Annotated in this window: 12 protein-coding genes; 7 read left to right on the forward strand and 5 right to left on the reverse strand. The window is 39.6% G+C overall.

All coding sequences use genetic code 11. The features are described from left to right. Positions 1-3: 3 nt before the first annotated feature. The 4 genes from xni to AB4128_RS11935 form a co-directional block, all read right to left on the reverse strand. A complete protein-coding gene (gene xni, locus AB4128_RS11920; RefSeq protein WP_372037764.1) occupies positions 4-780 on the reverse strand; it encodes a flap endonuclease Xni in 777 nt (258 codons plus the stop codon). Positions 781-953: 173 nt separating this feature from the next. Beyond that, positions 954-2,336, reverse strand: a complete 1,383-nt coding sequence (gene ppnN, locus AB4128_RS11925) for a nucleotide 5'-monophosphate nucleosidase PpnN (RefSeq protein ID WP_372037765.1) — start codon at positions 2,334-2,336, stop codon at positions 954-956. A gap of 34 nt (positions 2,337-2,370) precedes the next feature. Beyond that, positions 2,371-3,927: a GGDEF domain-containing protein gene (locus tag AB4128_RS11930; RefSeq protein WP_055026429.1), complete on the reverse strand. Its 1,557-nt coding sequence runs from the start codon at positions 3,925-3,927 to the stop codon at positions 2,371-2,373. Between the two features lie 170 nt (positions 3,928-4,097). Then, positions 4,098-6,257 carry a hypothetical protein gene (locus AB4128_RS11935; RefSeq protein ID WP_372037766.1) on the reverse strand — a complete coding sequence of 720 codons (2,160 nt, stop codon included), beginning with the start codon at positions 6,255-6,257 and terminating at the stop codon, positions 4,098-4,100. A 183-nt stretch (positions 6,258-6,440) separates the two neighbouring features. Between AB4128_RS11935 and AB4128_RS11940 the strand changes: the two genes are divergently transcribed. Beyond that, positions 6,441-8,243 carry a M61 family metallopeptidase gene (locus tag AB4128_RS11940; RefSeq protein WP_372037767.1) on the forward strand — a complete coding sequence of 601 codons (1,803 nt, stop codon included), beginning with the start codon at positions 6,441-6,443 and terminating at the stop codon, positions 8,241-8,243. A 98-nt stretch (positions 8,244-8,341) separates the two neighbouring features. Here AB4128_RS11940 and rdgC read toward each other — a convergent pair whose 3' ends face one another. Continuing rightward, positions 8,342-9,253: a recombination-associated protein RdgC gene (rdgC, locus tag AB4128_RS11945; RefSeq protein WP_055026432.1), complete on the reverse strand. Its 912-nt coding sequence runs from the start codon at positions 9,251-9,253 to the stop codon at positions 8,342-8,344. Between the two features lie 345 nt (positions 9,254-9,598). Between rdgC and AB4128_RS11950 the strand changes: the two genes are divergently transcribed. The 6 genes from AB4128_RS11950 to AB4128_RS11975 all read left to right on the forward strand — a co-directional run bounded on the left by AB4128_RS11950 (position 9,599) and on the right by AB4128_RS11975 (position 17,362). Next, a complete protein-coding gene (locus tag AB4128_RS11950; protein WP_211030944.1) occupies positions 9,599-10,558 on the forward strand; it encodes a porin in 960 nt (319 codons plus the stop codon). Positions 10,559-10,805: 247 nt separating this feature from the next. Further along, positions 10,806-11,495 (forward strand): phosphate regulon transcriptional regulator PhoB, encoded by a 690-nt coding sequence (gene phoB / locus AB4128_RS11955; protein WP_055026434.1) that lies wholly within the window; start codon positions 10,806-10,808, stop codon positions 11,493-11,495. A gap of 215 nt (positions 11,496-11,710) precedes the next feature. Then, positions 11,711-13,018, forward strand: coding sequence for a phosphate regulon sensor histidine kinase PhoR (phoR, locus tag AB4128_RS11960; RefSeq protein ID WP_080916215.1), 1,308 nt, complete (start codon positions 11,711-11,713; stop codon positions 13,016-13,018). Positions 13,019-13,271: 253 nt separating this feature from the next. Beyond that, positions 13,272-14,228: a hypothetical protein gene (locus AB4128_RS11965; RefSeq protein WP_372037768.1), complete on the forward strand. Its 957-nt coding sequence runs from the start codon at positions 13,272-13,274 to the stop codon at positions 14,226-14,228. Positions 14,229-14,484: 256 nt separating this feature from the next. Further along, the gene (locus tag AB4128_RS11970) at positions 14,485-15,456 is read left to right on the forward strand and encodes a PstS family phosphate ABC transporter substrate-binding protein (protein ID WP_055026437.1); all 972 of its coding nucleotides are present in this window, start codon (positions 14,485-14,487) and stop codon (positions 15,454-15,456) included. A 124-nt stretch (positions 15,457-15,580) separates the two neighbouring features. Further along, positions 15,581-17,362 carry a M1 family metallopeptidase gene (locus tag AB4128_RS11975; protein ID WP_372037769.1) on the forward strand — a complete coding sequence of 594 codons (1,782 nt, stop codon included), beginning with the start codon at positions 15,581-15,583 and terminating at the stop codon, positions 17,360-17,362. Positions 17,363-17,423: the final 61 nt, after the last annotated feature.

The following is a 17,423-nucleotide window of genomic DNA, read 5'->3' on the forward strand; positions in this document are numbered from 1 at the left end:
TGCTTAGGTATTCCTTTCGCTATTGCTAATGACTCTGAATTGTTTGAGATTGATATTGAGGGGCATATGACATTGTAGTTGGGCTAACTTGTAACTCACTCTCGCCATGTCTTTACCATCAATGAGCTTTTGCGCTTGTTTTGCACCTAAGTTATCAATGGACTTGTATAGGTTTGCTAAGCTTCTGAACTTATTTAATAAATCGGCTGCTGACTTCGGCCCAATACCTGCTATCCCTGGTACTTTATTGCCGCTGTCTCCAGCTAGCGCGATAAAATCAAGTATCTGACTTTGTTGTACAGCAAGCTTTTTTTCGTATTCAGTTAAATCGAAATGTTGCTGTTTGAAGTGATCCCATATGACGATATTGTCATCAATGATTTGGCTGAAACCTTTATCAGTAGAGACGATAATTGCTTTACCTTTATTTTCAGTGATTTTAGTCGCTAGGGTAGCGATGACATCATCTGCTTCTGAGACGGCGTCATGAGAATGTATATGTGCTTCAGAAAGCGCCGCTTTAATATCGGCTAATCCCGATTTTAAAGGCGTAGGCATCGGCTTACGTCCTTTTTTATAATCAGGGTATAACTGTTTTCGCCAAGATTCTTCATCACCATCCCAGACGACAATCGCATGGGTGGGCTCATGGTGAACTAACAGTTTTTTGGCAGCGGCTAACGTACGTTCTTTGACGCTGGCAATATCATTTTCATCTGGTAGTACTGCATGAATACGTCTAACAAGGTTCAGACCATCAATGATCAACAGTTTGTTCATGTTTATTTTCGTCGCTGGTGGTAAGGCTCAAGTGAGCCCACGTTAGATTGAATAGTTTTAGCTCACCATATAGGTGATTAAATTCAGTTTTAATTTATGATGACTAATCATATAGCTATTTAACGTTTTGTTAAACAATCACCACCATTAAAGCGACAGATATTGACTGAACCCTATTGGGATTCCGTTTCATTTTCCGTTTTATTCATTATGCGATAGCAAGGCACGTATGCACTGCCTGGTAATTTCATTCGTTGCTGGATAACAAATGCATTGAGCAGTTTATCCATCATCATCATTAATTGTTTGTCACCGCGGATCTCAAAGGGGCCTCGCTCTTCAATGAGCTTTATGGTGTCTCCTTTCACATTGCCAGCGACTATCCCTGAAAAAGCACGTCGAAGGGTTGCTGCTAGCTCGGCCTTATTAGGCTGGAAATATAAATGCAGGTTTTGCATCACTTCATGGGTCGGATCGAATGGTAGCTGAAACTCGGGCTCTATTTTTAAAGACCATTGATATTGATATGCATCGCCCAATTCTTTACGGCTGTTTTTAACGGCTTGCATACCTTGTTTCATGATTTGTCCTACTTTGACGGGATCATCGATAATGATTTGGTATTTAGCTTGAGCGTCAGGCCCTAAAGTGGCTCCAATAAACGCATCGATCTCGGTAAAGTAATCGGCACTCTCAATGGGACCTGTGAGTATCAAAGGGAAGGGTAAGGATTGGTTAGCATTGTTAAGTAAGATACCTAAAATATAAAGCAGTTCTTCGGCTGTACCCGCACCACCAGGGAAGATAACAATACCATGGCCTAGCCTCACAAAGGCTTCTAAGCGTTTTTCGATGTCGGGTAAAATCACTAGCTCATTAACAATTTGATTTGGCGGCTCTGCGGCGATGATACTTGGCTCAGTTAAGCCAATATAACGAGCGTTATTAACCCTTTGCTTAGCATGACCAATGGCTGCTCCCTTCATTGGTCCTTCCATTGCTCCAGGGCCGCAACCTGTACAAATGTCGAGTCCACGCAGCCCAAGTTCATAGCCCACTTCACGGGTATATTGATATTCAATAGGATTGATACTATGGCCTCCCCAACAAACGACGACATTAGGATCTTTCATCGGTGAGATGACTCTTGCGTTGCGTAAAATATCGAACACAACATTGGTAATATGGCTCGCATTAGTAAGATTGATGTGTTTGAGATTGTCGTATTTATTGTCGATATAGACGATGTCTCGAAGAACGGCGAAAAGATGCTCTTGAATTCCTGCGATAATCTCGCCATCAACAAAGGCTTGCTCTGGCGGATTAATCAATTCAATTAATAAGCCTCGTTCGCGCTGGAGTACATTGATGTCAAAATTGGTGTATTTATCAAATAGGGCCTCAGAATTATCACTTTGTAATCCTGAGGCAAGCACTGCAAGGGCGCAGTTTCGAAGTAGTTGGTATAAATCACTCTTAGCGCTTTGTTTGAGTCGATTAACTTCCATTTGTGAAAGTTGATCTAAACTTCCGCGAGGGCTTATTTTTACTATCATATGCAACTCCTCTTGAGATGAGTTGCATCGAAGGTTAGATATCGATTACGACTCTATCTCTGCCATTGTGTTTGGCTTTGTATAGGGCTGCATCGGCACGTTCAAAGGTTTCTTCGATACGTTCATTTTCCATTACTTGTGCAGCACCTATTGATAATGTAACTGTAATTCGCTGATTTTTAAATTTAAATGGAATGTTCTTAATTTTCTCTCTGACACGATTTAATAATAAACCAATATTGTCTTCATTGACTTCTGGAAGTAATAAAACAAATTCTTCACCGCCGTATCGTGCGACAAACTCGCTTTCTCGCAATGAGTTTTTTAGCGCCATCGCAATGACTTGCAATGTTTTATCACCGGTGCTGTGACCAAAGTTATCATTGACTGATTTAAAGTAATCTATGTCAGTAACAGCAACCCAAAGCGGTGCATTAAAACGCTTATGGTTGCGATATTCTTGCTCCATTCTATCCTCAAGTGCGGTTCTGTTAGGCAATTGTGTTAATGGATCAAGTAAATTAAGTTTTTGATGTTCAAATAGTTTTTCTTTATAACTATTTGCTTCTTTGGTAATACTGGTTAATTCTTTTCGCATTGACTCAATGGATTTTCTGAGCAGTGTTTGCTCTCTGTTTTCCAATGCTTCTTTACGGCTTAGCGCATCTTTAAGCGAAGATAATTGAATTGTCAGCGCTGTCTTTAATGCGTTTAAATCATCTGACTCAATTAAAATGCCATCGGCATTGTCGACACGTAAGTTAATCTCTTTGTTCAGCTGGCTTTTTATTTGCTGTGAACGTTCATTGTTATTAGCCGTGTTACTTACCACATCTCTAACGACACTAATGGCATCATTTAAAGCATATAAAAAGTCTTGGGATGCTGTTTTTTCACGTGCGATGTTATTGAGTAAAAGGCTTAATATTGTTTGATACGACTCAAGCAGGGTATTGAGTTTAATATCACCCATTAATACTTCTTTCATGACCAAAATTTGATCACGCTGTTCTTTTCTAAATTCTATCTCAGAAATTTTTTGGGCTAGTTCTTTGGCTAAAATAAGGTGCTGAGGCAAAATAACGTGTTCATCAGTACCTGCAAATTGCTTTTGTAAAATATGCTCGTAAAAGCCGATGACTTGTTCAACTTTAGGGATGTACTCCCAAATGGTATGAATCGGTTTATTGAGATCTTTTTTGAAGTAATTAATTTCTTTTTTAATTTCTTCTGGGGCGGAGTCTACACGTTGAATTTGGCTGATAACTCGAGAAAGGCTGGTACGGCTTTCTTCAAGTTGAGTCATTGTATGATTGTATTGGCCTTTTAATAGGCGCTCAATTTCAACGAGCTCAGGCAAGGCCTCATCAATTTGATCATAACCTTGTAAATGATGTCTTAGCTTGGCTAATCGATTATCAAGTTCTAGATTTTGACCTTTACAGGCAAGGCTTAAATGACCTAAAAATTGAATTAGGGTGCGTAATTTTTCATTACGATCCTCATGGATTTCTTCAAGCGCCAACTTGGCAGAGTTTAGTTTCTGTTTCAAAAGTGAAACTTGTGACACTGCCGTCGAAGAATCTTTCATGCTTATGAGCTTCCTAAATCAATCAAATAACTAACAACATCAATCACCTATTTGATTGATTAGTGACGTTTATAATACTGTATTTGGTATTTTTATAGAAATAATATTAATAACTATATACCTATATCGGCCGCTGTGGACGAAAGATTAATGATGTTTGTGTTTATTGGTTAATTTGTAGGCCATTTTATCTCAGCGATAGGCCTATTACTTTCAGCTCTGATAATGCCTCTTTGCAATGCATGAGTAAGGTTTAAATATAAAGGTTTGAAAAAGATGGCCGCTGGAGCAAAGTTTAGTGTGCGTATACTGACGTAAGTACTACCTTTATCAATGGTTTTTGCTGCTGCAAGGGCATATTGTACCGTTTCAAATTGAAGGTCGTTGGTAAGGCGTAAATCAGGGTTTGCCAATAAAGGGAGATTAATATGACCCATGATGCATTCGAGGGGGTCATGTTTTACTACAGAGTAATTAGGAATATTGGCATTGATTGCTAAATCTTGCGAAGCCAAGCTTGCCTCAATCTTTTTGAGTGTTTCATTAGCTGTGAATGTTTCTTTGAAGCAAAAAGCAAATTCGCCTGGCTTAATGACATAAACACATGCTGGAAGGTCTTTCTCAAATTGCTGGATTAAGCTTTCTGTAATTAATTTTGATTCCGATAGCCCAAAGTCAATATCTAAATCGGTAAGTGCTTTGATGTTAACTAAGGCAACAGTTTTAGGCGATGTGCCAGTGGACATGCAGTCAAGCATCCCTCTGTAGCCCTTTACTTCGGTGAGTGGGTCTTGAATGACTTTGGCGGTTAATGACTGTTGTTTTTGTTTTAATGTATTAATTCTTTTTAAGCTATATAACCACACAAACGACAAAATAAAGATAGCGGCAAGTAGAATGATAATCGCCATTTGCTGATCTTTACTGCTCTTGATATAGCCATTTAACTTGTTTTGATAAACGTTTATTTCAAATTTGAGCTTTTCTTCATTCAGGTTAGAGTTTACCGCTTCATCCACAATATTTTCTTGCTGTTCATTATCTATCGCTACAAGCTTATCCATCATTTCAAGCGCTGAGGAATCATCTTTTATCCCGCGGTAAGCTTTGGAAAGAAAAGAAAGGGCCTCTTTTTGCGCATCAATAAGTTGCTTCTCTTCTGCAATGACTAGCGCGGCCTTGGCATGAGTAATCGTTTCTTCCCATAAGGCTTGTTTTGACATCACTTCAGCAAACAGCAACTCGTTGTATACCAAATAATGCATGACTCTACGGCTTTTAAAAATCTCGTTGGCCATTTTCAAATAACTGACAGAAGACGGGTAGTTGTTTAGATACATGTACGCTTCGCCAATATTATGGAAATTTAGCCCTTGGCTAATAACCTGATTATTTTTTTTATCGAGCTGTTGTGCATTTAAATAATAATCAATGGCTTTATTCCATTGTTTTTGGTTGCCGTAGACCATGGCGATGACTGTCATGGCATTAGACTGTAAGGCTTCATGTCCTAATTCCTGAAAGCTAATGGCAGCTTCATTTGCATTTTTTAATGCTTCATCCCATTGGCCTAAATCTCGATAAGCCCTTGAAAGCTGAAATTGAGCGTGAGCTTGAATTACTGGGTAATTCAATCGATTGGAAATTCGATAGGCTTCGCTATGATGCTGCAGCGCTTTCGCTAGCTGGTTTTTACCAGTGTAATATTTACCAATAGCGGTTTCAGATTGGGCAATAAAATAGTCATTTCGCAGCTGGTAAGCAATTTCTCGATAACTTTTATAGTGATATAGGGCTTGGGTATCTTGCTTTAATATGGCGTGAAGGCTACTTAAACCGCCATGTAAAACAAATTGTAAGGTGAGGCTGTGCTCATCACGTATTGAAGCAATTTTCTTCAAAGCTTCTTTAAATAAAATAATGGATTGTTTGTACTGTTGATCTTCAATACCGCGAAACCTTGCTTCAAGTAGCAATATCATCGCTTCTTGCATTGGGGTTACTGCAATTGATTCTAATTGTTGAGTCAATAAACGAGAGTTTTCAGTTTTATTTGGTGTTCTGACAACCGTTTCCATATACAGACGAGCCAAAGTTTCGAGGTCTGCTTGTAATTCATCTGGCGTATATTTGAGTTCTTTTGCTATTAACTCAAATTCTTGGCGGTTATTGAATGAAAGCGGAAATTGTGTTCGAACTAATAGTTGGTCAAATAGCGCTTGCGGTGTTTCATTGAATTCAATTTCACGTTCTTGTGGATCGATTGCTAATGCCGGAATTGAAATTATTAATAAAATAAAGGCCAAGCAGTTTGGTATCAATTTTCGCATGTAAGAACAGTGACCTTATTATTTTGTAAGCTTTTGTTGGAAGTGGGTGAGCCTACAATAAGCTCTTGTTATAATGCCACCTCATTTAATGTAATATTTATTACAACAAATCTATATGATGTTGAAAACGCTTAACTACAGCGTGTAAAAATATAACAAGAATAATAACAGAAGGAATCGATAGTGAAAGTCTCAAAACTGGCTATTTTTACCGCAGGGATATTTTTTTCAGCTGCTACCCTGGCTGAAGTGCAATATCAGATTGATCTCACTCAACCACAACATCACCTTGCAAAAGTGAATGTGACCTTTCCCGAGTCATCTGCAGATACGCTTACAGTAAATTTACCGGTTTGGCGTACTGGTAAATATGCAGTGCTTCCACTTGCAGATGGTGTGCGTTTGTTTAAGGCGACAGATGACGATGGTAATGCACTAAATTGGCAGAGAACTGCAACAGGTGAGTGGACGATTGAGCTACAAGAGCCGACTGAGGTCAATGTGAGTTATCAGCTTTACGCTAATGATTTAGGAACTCGTGTTCGCCATATTGATGAATCCCATGCTTATTTAGATGCCAGTGGCGTATTTATGTATAGCCCCGAGTTTCGCCAAGATAAGGTGAATGTTTCTATGGCGGTGCCTAAAGGCTGGCAAAGTTATTCAGGAATGGAATCAGGACGTAGTAAGCACTCTTTTGTTGCTGATAATTATGATGTATTGATCGATTCTCCAATCGAAACTGGAGTAAACACACACTACAGCTTTGAAGCTGATGGACGTGATTATGAAGTGGTTTTTTGGGGGGAAGGTAACTATGACGCTGAACAGATCGTTACAGACCTAACAAAAATCAGTAGCACAGCGGAAGTCATATGGGATGATTATCCTTTTGAACGTTACGTCTACATGATCCACGCTACCAGTGGCGCACGTGGTGCTACTGAGCACTTAAATTCGACCATTATTCAACTGCCAAGGTTTAACTTTCGTGAGCGAAAGGATTACCTTCGCTTCATTAGTACAGCATCACATGAGTTTATCCATACATGGAATGTGAAAGCCTACCGTCCTGAAGGGTTAGTACCTTACGACTATCAAAAGGCAAGCATGACTGAGTTATTGTGGATGGCCGAAGGCTCAACCAGTTATTTCCAAAATCAATTATTGCTTCGTGCTGACGTTATTACGCCAAAAGAGTTTTTTGCTGATTTAGCAAAACGTATTGATAGAAATCTCAACAAACCTGGGCGGGAAATTCAATCTGTTGCTGAAGCTAGCTTGAATGAATGGACTAATACAGGTGGCGATTATGCCATTAACCATGGTGTTAATATTTATTCTGAAGGTTATTTAGCTTCTTTATCTTTAGATTTTAACCTGTTAGCAGACACTGAGCTTGCTCATTCTTATCGTGATGTTCATCGTAAGTTATATCAAGACTTCAAGTTACCTAAAGGGTATAACGTTGATGATGTGAAAAACATATTAGCAACGCTTTCTGGCAAAGATTATCAACCTTGGTGGCAATCACATATTACATCACCATTTAGTTTAGAGTTTGACTCATTACTGGCTCAAGCTGGATTGGTCTTATCTTATGGCGACAGTGAAAAAGCGACCGTTTACAGCGGTCTTACATTAACTGGTCAGCATAACGATCTCACGCTTGCTCATGTGACACGTAACAGCCCTGCATGGCTGGCGGGTATTGTGGCGGGCAATGAAGTTATTGCGGTTAATGGATTAAAAGTGACTGCATCTGGGTTCAAAAAGCGTTTAGAAGACTTTAACGCAGGTGACGAAATTGAACTGACTATTTTTAATAATGATAAGTTAACTCAAGTTTCACTGACACTAGAAGAGCAACCTAAAGGTGACTTAGCGATTGAAGGTGTGTCTAATCCGACTAATGCGCAAAAAGCATTCTTAAAAGCTTGGCTTGGTATTGATTGGCCATTTGATGATGCAGGTAAATTCATCTAGTTATTAATTGTTAAAAGCCCTCAATGCAAATGCGTTGAGGGCTTTTTTATGTATCAATAATTTTAACCGCTGCTTGTTATCCAAGCAGGGGAAGTCATTTAGATATTCTCTTCTATTGGGCCTAATGCTTGTTGTAATGCATTGATAAAGGCAACAAGCTCTCCGCCCATTAGTGCGAAGTCAGCATCTAATTTGGCTAAAGGATCTTCCGTGCCAACATCATCAGTTGCCGCTCTGAATTCTTCTGAGAATTTAAGACGCTTCACGCTGGCGTCTGATTGCAATAAAAATGCGATAGATTGGCCAAAATGTAGCGCTAACTTGTGCACCTGCTTACCTGTAGCAAGGTGTGCTAGCACTTCATCTTCTTGCAGTACCTGCTGTTTAAAGCGCACGATACCACCTTCATCTGAATCTGACTTAAGTTCTGCTTCATCTTGCATTTCAAATGGCTGTGGCGATGAACCATTGCGTAACCATTCAGTTAATGTGGTTTCAATTGGCGTAGTAAAGTGAAGTGGTATAACTGGTAAGCTACCGAGCGCTTTACGTAATAATGCGAGTAATTCTTCAGCTTTTGCTGCACTTGAGCTATCAACCAGAATCATCTCAAGTTCTGGCATGATTAACGCGTGAGTTTGACTGCGACGAGAAAATGCCCGAGGCAGAAGCGTCATAGTGATCTCTTCTTTCATCGCATCTTTTTCTTTCTTGGTGACTTTGCGACTTTCTTGATCTTCTATTAATGCCACTTTTTCATCTAAAGCTTCTTTAATCACCTGACCTGGTAGAATCTTTTCTTCTTTGGTCACACAAATGAGGTGGCGATTTTCAGCACTGTGCACCAATGCATGGCCTTGTTTACCTAACGCTTTTGAAAATCCAAATTTACTGATGTCTTGGCTAGAACATGGCGAGAAAGTGAAATCAGCTAATGCTGTTTCTAGTGCCTCGGTATCGGTAGTGAAAGGTTTATTGAAACGATAAAGGGTGAGATTTTTAAACCACATAAAAAGACACTCATCAAAAATTAAAAATGCAGTTTACGGGATCCATGCGCTGGGGTAAACCATCAAAATACTGCAGCTTGATTGTTTCATATTCAGAATTCATTAAACTGTAATATTTCATAATTTCTAATTAAAACCATTAAAAATCAGCAGTTTGTTTGTTCTTTGCTTTTACTGAATTAGCTTTAGCTTAATAAACTCGGCTTTTTGAAATATTTCTGCAACAAAAGGCGTGCACTATTCGCATCGTTCCCAAGCTATTAGGCAGCAAATATCTGCTTGTTCCAACCTGATAGCAGCACAAAAAATGGTGTAAAACACCAAAAAATATGTCTAAAGGATGAAATGATGAATGCTTTTTATAAAACGTTAGTTGCTTCTGCTATTGCCACTGCTACGCTTTCAACTGCCCATGCAGCAGAACCTCTAGAAGTATATGGTAAGTTGAATGTGTCAGTTCAGTCGAATGACGAAGGTGACGGTTCAGTAACTGAAATTCAAAGTAATGCATCACGTTTCGGTGTAAAAGGCGGATTTGAATTAAGTGAGTCTTTAGAAGCGTTTTACACTATCGAATACCAAGTTGATACTGGCAATGCTAGTTCAGATAACTTCACTGCTCGTAACCAGTTTGTTGGTTTAAAAGGTAACTTTGGTTCTTTCGCTGTGGGTCGTAACGACACTATGCTGAAAAAGTCACAAGGTAAAGTTGACCTATTTAACGATTACTCAGGCGATTTAAAAGCACTTTTCAAAGGTGAAAACCGTCTAGCGCAAACTGCAACTTACTTAACGCCAAAGTTTGGTGATTTTCAAGTTGGTGTAACTTACGCTGCTGAAGGTGATAGCAAGCAAGAAGAAAGTGATGGTTTCAGTATTGCGGCTATGTACGGTGATTCTGGTCTAAAGAAAAGCCCAGTTTATGCTGCAATTGCTTACGACTCTGAAGTTGCGGGTTACGACATCGTTCGTGGTACTGTTCAAGGTAAAATCGCTGGTTTTGTATTAGGCGGTATGTACCAGCAAGAAGAAAAAGTTGATAGCGGTTCAAGCATCGATGGTTACTTACTAAGTGCAGCTTACAAAATTAAAGAAGTAACGTTAAAAGCACAATACCAAGACATGGAAGACAAAGGTGATTCATGGTCAATTGGTGCAGATTACTCGTTAGGTAAGCCTACAAAACTATTCGCTTTCTACACTGATCGTACTTCAATGGGCACAGTAGAAGAAGACAATGGTGACATCATCGATATCTCTATCGATGAAAGCTACTTCGCTGTAGGTATTGAACACAAGTTCTAAATTAAGCATTTAATCAATGCTTCAGCTAGATTCTTGATAATAAAGGAGGCGTTAGTCTCCTTTATTTTTTATTGCAGCAATAGTGAGTTAGCTCTCTATACGTTGCACTGTTAACAAGTTAGATTGAAAAGAATGATAGATTTATGACAAAAATATGATTTTATAGCTTTTTTGAGTGCTAAGATCATATTTCTGTAATAAAACTGACCAATAATACTCAAGCGGCTTACTAAACACAGAAAAGATTATGACAGCTAAGATTTTAATTGTAGAAGATGAGTCAGCCATTCGTGAGATGCTGACCTTTGTTATGGAACAACATGGTTTTACCACATCTGCTGCTGAAGACTTTGATTCAGCCGTTGAGCTATTGCAAGAGCCTTACCCGGACCTCATCCTGTTGGATTGGATGTTCCCTGGCGGCAGTGGCATACAATTGGCTAAACGCTTAAAGCAAGATGAATTTACACGTCAAATTCCTATCATCATGCTCACTGCTCGCGGTGAAGAAGAAGATAAGGTAAAAGGCTTAGAAGTGGGAGCTGATGATTACATCACTAAACCTTTCTCTCCTAAAGAGCTTGTGGCACGTATTAAAGCCGTTTTACGTCGTAGTGCACCTACGCGTCTAGAAGAAACCATTGATGTGCAAGGATTGTTACTGGATCCTGTCAGTCATCGCGTTTCGGTAGGCGAGTCGGTTCTAGACATGGGGCCAACCGAGTTTAGATTGCTGCACTTCTTTATGACTCACCCAGAGCGTGTCTATAGCCGTGAACAGTTATTAGATAATGTGTGGGGCACGAATGTTTATGTAGAAGACAGAACTGTTGATGTACATATTCGTCGTTTACGTAAAGCGGTTGAAGACTCTGGGCATGATAAGTTAATTCAAACCGTACGTGGTGCTGGTTACCGTTTTTCGACCAGAATGTAATATTTAAAGCCGCAGATAAAAAACTACTGCAGTAGATTGTATTGAGTAACGACATAAGGAGTATGTTGTTGTATTTTACAATCTCTCAGTGGTTTTTTAACAATTAGTCGTGGTCAGAGATTTCATTTTACGCTATCTTGTGAGCCAATATTTACCTACCAACAATTAGGTAATAATCCACAAACTGGATTATTTACATTAATTTTAGGCTACTTATGTTTCGATCTTATTCAGGATCTCGCTTGCTATTACGGCTCCTCGGAATTGAGCTTGTATTCGCCCTTATCGGCTTATTGATAAATCAAGTCGCACTCACCCTTATTATCGGCAGTATTCTTTTATTAGGATGGCATTACCGACAAATTAGTCGTCTTAATTTTTGGCTGTGGAAAGACAGAAAATTAACGCCTCCTCAAGGGACGGGTAGCTGGGAAGGTATTTTCAATGGTATCTATCGCTTACAAGGTAAAAACCGTCGTAGAGTCGGCCAACTCGCCTCTTTATTGAGCCGCTTTAGACAAGGTGCAGAAGCACTGCCTGATGCTGCAGTTGTACTAGATTCCGAGTTGAATATTCTATGGTGTAACAAGCTTGCTCAACTGATTTTAGGGTTTGTTTGGCCGCAAGATAATGGTCAAAGAATTGATAATTTAATCCGTCACCCTGATTTTTCTGAATACCTTAAAAAAGGTGAATTTAATGAGCCGCTTGAATTGGCATCTCCAGTGTCAGAGCAGCGTTTATTAGAAATCCGCTTAATGAGTTACGGCGACAGGCAATTATTATTAATCGCTCGCGATGTCACACGAATTAATCAATTAGAAGGGATGCGAAAAGAGTTTGTGGCGAATGTATCCCATGAACTTAAAACACCGCTAACAGTGCTTCAAGGCTATTTAGAAATCATGCAAAGCATGGAAGAGCCAGACAGCATGAACCATAAACCATTGAATCTGATGCAACAACAAACAAGACGTATGCAATCAATGGTCGAGCAATTGTTAGCTTTGTCTCGTATCGAAGATGGTGCCGATATTGATTTGGAAAAAACCATCAATATGAGAGCGATGTTAGATATCTTAAAAGATGAAGCCTCAGCGCTAGCCCTTGATCAATATGATTTATCTTTTTATTGCGAAGACGGCTTAGATTGCCACGGTAACGAGTTACAATTACGTAGCGCGTGCACAAATTTAATCTCTAATGCGATTCGTTATACCGAGCCTGGTGGTAAGGTGACTGTGCGCTGGGAAATGGTACCAGCAGGCGCCCAATTTAGTGTGACTGATACAGGTCTTGGTATTGCTCCACAGCATATTAATCGTTTAACCGAACGCTTTTATCGTGTGGATAATGCACGTTCAAGTAAGACGGGCGGTAGTGGGCTAGGCCTAGCTATTGTAAAGCATGCTTTAAGCCATCATTACAGTGAGTTAACTATTACTAGTGAGCTTGATAAAGGCAGTTGTTTTAGTTTTATTATCCCCATAAACTTGGTTGTAAAAAACAACACAAGTAATTAATTGCTAGTATTACTTCATTTAATAAAGCCAACTCATGTCAATACGAGTTGGCTTTTTAATTTATAGGCTAATCGTTTTAATTGCCTGTGATTAGGCTGCTTGTGATGCAGTTAACATCCCCGCTCAGAGTAAGTCGTAAAGTATCACGCAATTAATTAACATGCTCTACAATATGTATCAAGGCGCTTTCTCTGTGACGCTTTCGCTCAGCTGTTTTGGCTGAACCTCATTTAATTACTTTTGTTTCGGAATTATGTTTAATTACTCAGTTAAATCTCAATCGGTGTTATTGGCCAGTGTTTTACTTTCAGGTGTTAGTTTTACTGCTAATGCCAACAACGATGTTAGCACTGTGGTACAACAACAGACTAAGCCTTCTCACTGGAGTGGTTTACCCTTATTGTCTGATAAAGCGACTGAGCGAGGCTATGAGTTACCTATCCCCGTAGGCGTGAGCCTTTTTTATAACAACATTGATGCCGACTACATCGCTGTTAATGACTTTGAGGTTCAAGTAGATGGTGGTTTATTAGGGTTTCGTGGCCCCAATGATTACGTCGTGCCTGCTGAAGATGTCAGTATTACAGGTTCTGATAGAAGTGTGCAGCTTAAAATTGATGCGTGGATATTACCGTTTTGGAATGTCTATGCTTTGTTGGGGTATACCGAAGGCAACAAAGATATCTTGGCTAAGTTAGATAATGTTGAAGGTTTGCCTTGTGATGAGGCCTGTAATGGCGTGGTACTGCCAATTCCTATTAATTATACCGCTAAAAATTACGGTATCGGTACTGTGCTTGCGGGACAAATAGATCCCATTATTGGTGATACTCCTGTAATTGTGATGGCCGTGGGGGCAATAGTGAAAGCCAACACAAATACAACTGATAGTGTCATTAAAACTAAAATTGCTTCAGTAAGAGTAGGGCAACGATTTGATGTAGGCACCGACAAGCTAGCTTGGTTTTTAGCATTCAGCCATCAAAGTGTTGATCAGAATGTCACCGGTGATTACTCCTTTGTTGGCACAGAGCTTGAGCCTTTAATGGAAGAGGTGAAATTTGATATCGATTTGGCCAAAGAAGAAACTAAAAATATGTCATTGAGTATGAACTATGACTTCGGGCCGAAAAATGAATGGAATTTATATGCTGAGTATGGCTTTTTAAATTGGCAGCATTTAATTATCGGTTTTGGGCGCCGTTTTTAATTGAAATCAACAAAGATTGTCATATTACGTCAATAAAAAATGAGTGCGTATTTAGGGTAAGATAAAGTAAGCCTCTATAAGTCACTGTTTAAATAGTATTTTAAGTTAGTATTTGCGGGATTGCAGCAGGTGTAACAAGAATGTCAAAAATGTTGATTGTCATACAACTGTCACATATTGGTCATAGACTTGTCATCGTAGCAATTGATACTGAGCGTGTCTTAAATAACAACGCTTATAATACCGGAGCATTACAATGAAACTTAAACAGCTAGTTGGCGCTATTGCCTTTACTGCAGCTGGTGTATTTTCAGCAACATCGATGGCAGCAATTGATAAAACATTACCTGTGTACGAAAAAACAAGTGGTGTTTCAGGTAATTTATCATCAGTGGGTTCAGATACACTTGCTAACATGATGACGTTATGGGCTGAAGAGTTCAAACATATTTACCCTAACGTAAATATCCAAATTCAAGCTGCTGGTTCTTCTACTGCACCACCAGCATTAACTGAAGGTACTTCACAATTCGGTCCAATGAGCCGTCAAATGAAGCCTAACGAAGTTGAAGCATTTGAAAAGCATTACGGTTACCAACCAACGGCAATTCGTGTAGCAATCGATGCATTAGCAGTTTTCGTACATAAAGATAACCCAATTGAAGGTTTAAGCATCGAGCAAATCGATTCTATCTTCTCGTCAACTAAGAAATGTGGCGGTAACGACGTAAATCGTTGGGGTGATGTTGGTTTAGACGGCAACTGGTCTAAGAAAGACATCCAGTTGTACGGTCGTAACTCAGTATCAGGTACTTACGGTTACTTCAAAAAGAAAGCACTTTGTAAAGGTGATTTCAAAGCAAACGTAAACGAGCAACCGGGTTCAGCTTCAGTAGTTCAATCTGTGTCTCAAGGCCTTAATGCAATCGGTTACTCAGGTATCGGTTACAAGACTGCAGGTGTTAAAGCTGTAGCAATCTCTAAGAAAGGCACTAAATACATTGATGCAACAGCAGGTAACGCTGCAAATGGTACTTACCCATTATCTCGCTACCTATATGTTTACATCAACAAGCACCCTAACAAAGATTTATCACCAATGGATCGTGAATTCATCCGTTACGTGTTATCTAAGCAAGGTCAGCAAATCGTAGAAAAAGACGGTTATGTACCACTACCTCGTAGTGTTGTTGCAAAAGACCTAGAAAAAGCTGGAATTAAGCTGTAATACAATCCCACTTTTGACACTAAAAGCCTCATTCGTGAGGCTTTTTTGTGTCCGTTTAATAGACTCGATGAAAAGACCTAAGTGAGTTAATATAACCCGATAATAATTCCAATAAGGGTTTGATGTGGCTGAACAATTAGATTTCACTCGTGACTACCATTCTGTTGCTAACACTGATGACATTATCGTGCATCATATGACGCTTTTCCTTGATGTTGACTTTGACAAACAGCAACTTCATGGACAGGTTAATTTGCAATTTAAACGGCAAACATCCGCTGTGCATTTGGTGCTAGATAGCCGTGATTTGATGATTGATGCCGTGACAGATATCCATGGAAACCAGTGTCACTATTCATATGAAAGCCTAAGCGAGTTTCAAGGCGGGCAAATCACTGTTGATATCGGTACAGAGATTACCGAAGTGGTTATTCATTATCATACTTCGCCTAGCGCCCAAGGATTACAATGGTTAACTCCTGAGCAAACCTTAGGTAAACAACACCCTTATCTATTTAGTCAATCTCAGCCTGTTAATGCCCGAAGCTGGATCCCACTGCAAGACAGTCCGAAGGCCAGAATCACTTTCAATGCGAGTGTCAAAGTTAATAACGGTCTTCGTGCAGTAATGAGCGCCGCTAATTCTTCTGCTATACCTCAAGATGGTCAATTCTATTTTGAAATGGAAAAACCCATTCCAACTCATTTGCTTGCGCTTGCAGTTGGCGATTTAGCTTATGGTGAGATTAGCCATCGATGCGCTATTTATACAGAACCTGGCATGCTTGATAAGGCGCTCAAGGAGTTTGAAGATACCGAATCAATGATTGTGGCTGCAGAATCTTTATTGGGGCCTTATCCTTGGGATCGTTATGACATGATAGTGCTGCCACCCAGTTTCCCTTTTGGTGGAATGGAGAACCCACGTTTAGCATTTATTACTCCAACATTGATTGCAGGTGATAAAAGCTTAGTGTCAACTGTGGCGCATGAATTAGCCCACTCTTGGACAGGCAATTTAGTCAGTAATGCAACCTGGCGTGACTTATGGCTAAATGAAGGTTTTACCACATATTTCACCAATCGTTTGGTTGAAAAAATATATGGCCAAGAACAAGCGGAACTTGAGTGGGTGATTGAATATGGTCGCTTAAAAGAAGAAGTGCTATCAATGCCACTAAGTGCACAAACTTTGCCAGCTAATGTCCAGTTTCAAGATGCTAACGACTCATTTAATCGATTTACTTATGATAAAGCCTCTATGTTTGTACATGAGCTTGAATCGAGGCTAGGACGCGCTGATTTTGATGTGTTCTTATTTAATTATGTTCAGCAGTTTAAGTTTGAGGCTATTACAACAGAGACGTTTGTAGAGTATGCCAAACAAACCTTATTGCCCCAGCATGGCGGTAAAATATCAGAGGGTGAATTACTCACTTGGGTTTATGGTGAGGGCCTACCTGAGTGGTTCGAGGGCCCAACATCAAGTAGCTTAGACAAAGTGACCTCGGCATTAACACAATTTTGCGCAGGAGGGCATGCAAAGCAATTGAGTGTGGCAGGCTGGCGAGTGCACCATTGGCAGTATTTTATCAACCAATTACCATTTCAATTAACGCAGGTTCAGTTGAAAGATTTGGATATGACCTTTGGTTTTACTCAGAGCAAAAATGCAGAGCTTGCATGTGACTGGCTTAGAGTCGCCATTCGAAACCATTATGAGATAGTGCTGCCAACCGTCGCTGAATTCTTAGGAAGTATTGGACGAGCAAAATTTGTAAAACCCCTTTACAGTGAATTGCTTATTGCTGGCTATGTGGATTTTGTGTCAGATATTTATCAGCAAACAAGAGCAAGCTATCACCCATCATTACAAGTACAACTGGATGTTATGCTTACGTCATAAAACTCCAGTTACCTCAATACTCCTTAGCTAAATAACGAACAAAAAAAATGGCAACCCAATG

It is taken from the genome of Shewanella sp. 10N.286.52.A9, assembly GCF_041468985.1.
Taxonomy (GTDB): domain Bacteria; phylum Pseudomonadota; class Gammaproteobacteria; order Enterobacterales; family Shewanellaceae; genus Shewanella; species Shewanella japonica.

Coding starts and splice junctions, on each gene's coding strand:
- xni (WP_372037764.1), bottom strand. CDS start 780: ATGAACAAACTGTTGATCATTGATGGTCTGAACCTTGTTAGACGTATT.
- ppnN (WP_372037765.1), bottom strand. CDS start 2,336: ATGATAGTAAAAATAAGCCCTCGCGGAAGTTTAGATCAACTTTCACAA.
- AB4128_RS11930 (WP_055026429.1), bottom strand. CDS start 3,927: ATGAAAGATTCTTCGACGGCAGTGTCACAAGTTTCACTTTTGAAACAG.
- AB4128_RS11935 (WP_372037766.1), bottom strand. CDS start 6,257: ATGCGAAAATTGATACCAAACTGCTTGGCCTTTATTTTATTAATAATT.
- rdgC (WP_055026432.1), bottom strand. CDS start 9,253: ATGTGGTTTAAAAATCTCACCCTTTATCGTTTCAATAAACCTTTCACT.
- AB4128_RS11950 (WP_211030944.1), top strand. CDS start 9,599: ATGATGAATGCTTTTTATAAAACGTTAGTTGCTTCTGCTATTGCCACT.
- phoB (WP_055026434.1), top strand. CDS start 10,806: ATGACAGCTAAGATTTTAATTGTAGAAGATGAGTCAGCCATTCGTGAG.
- phoR (WP_080916215.1), top strand. CDS start 11,711: ATGTTTCGATCTTATTCAGGATCTCGCTTGCTATTACGGCTCCTCGGA.
- AB4128_RS11965 (WP_372037768.1), top strand. CDS start 13,272: ATGTTTAATTACTCAGTTAAATCTCAATCGGTGTTATTGGCCAGTGTT.
- AB4128_RS11970 (WP_055026437.1), top strand. CDS start 14,485: ATGAAACTTAAACAGCTAGTTGGCGCTATTGCCTTTACTGCAGCTGGT.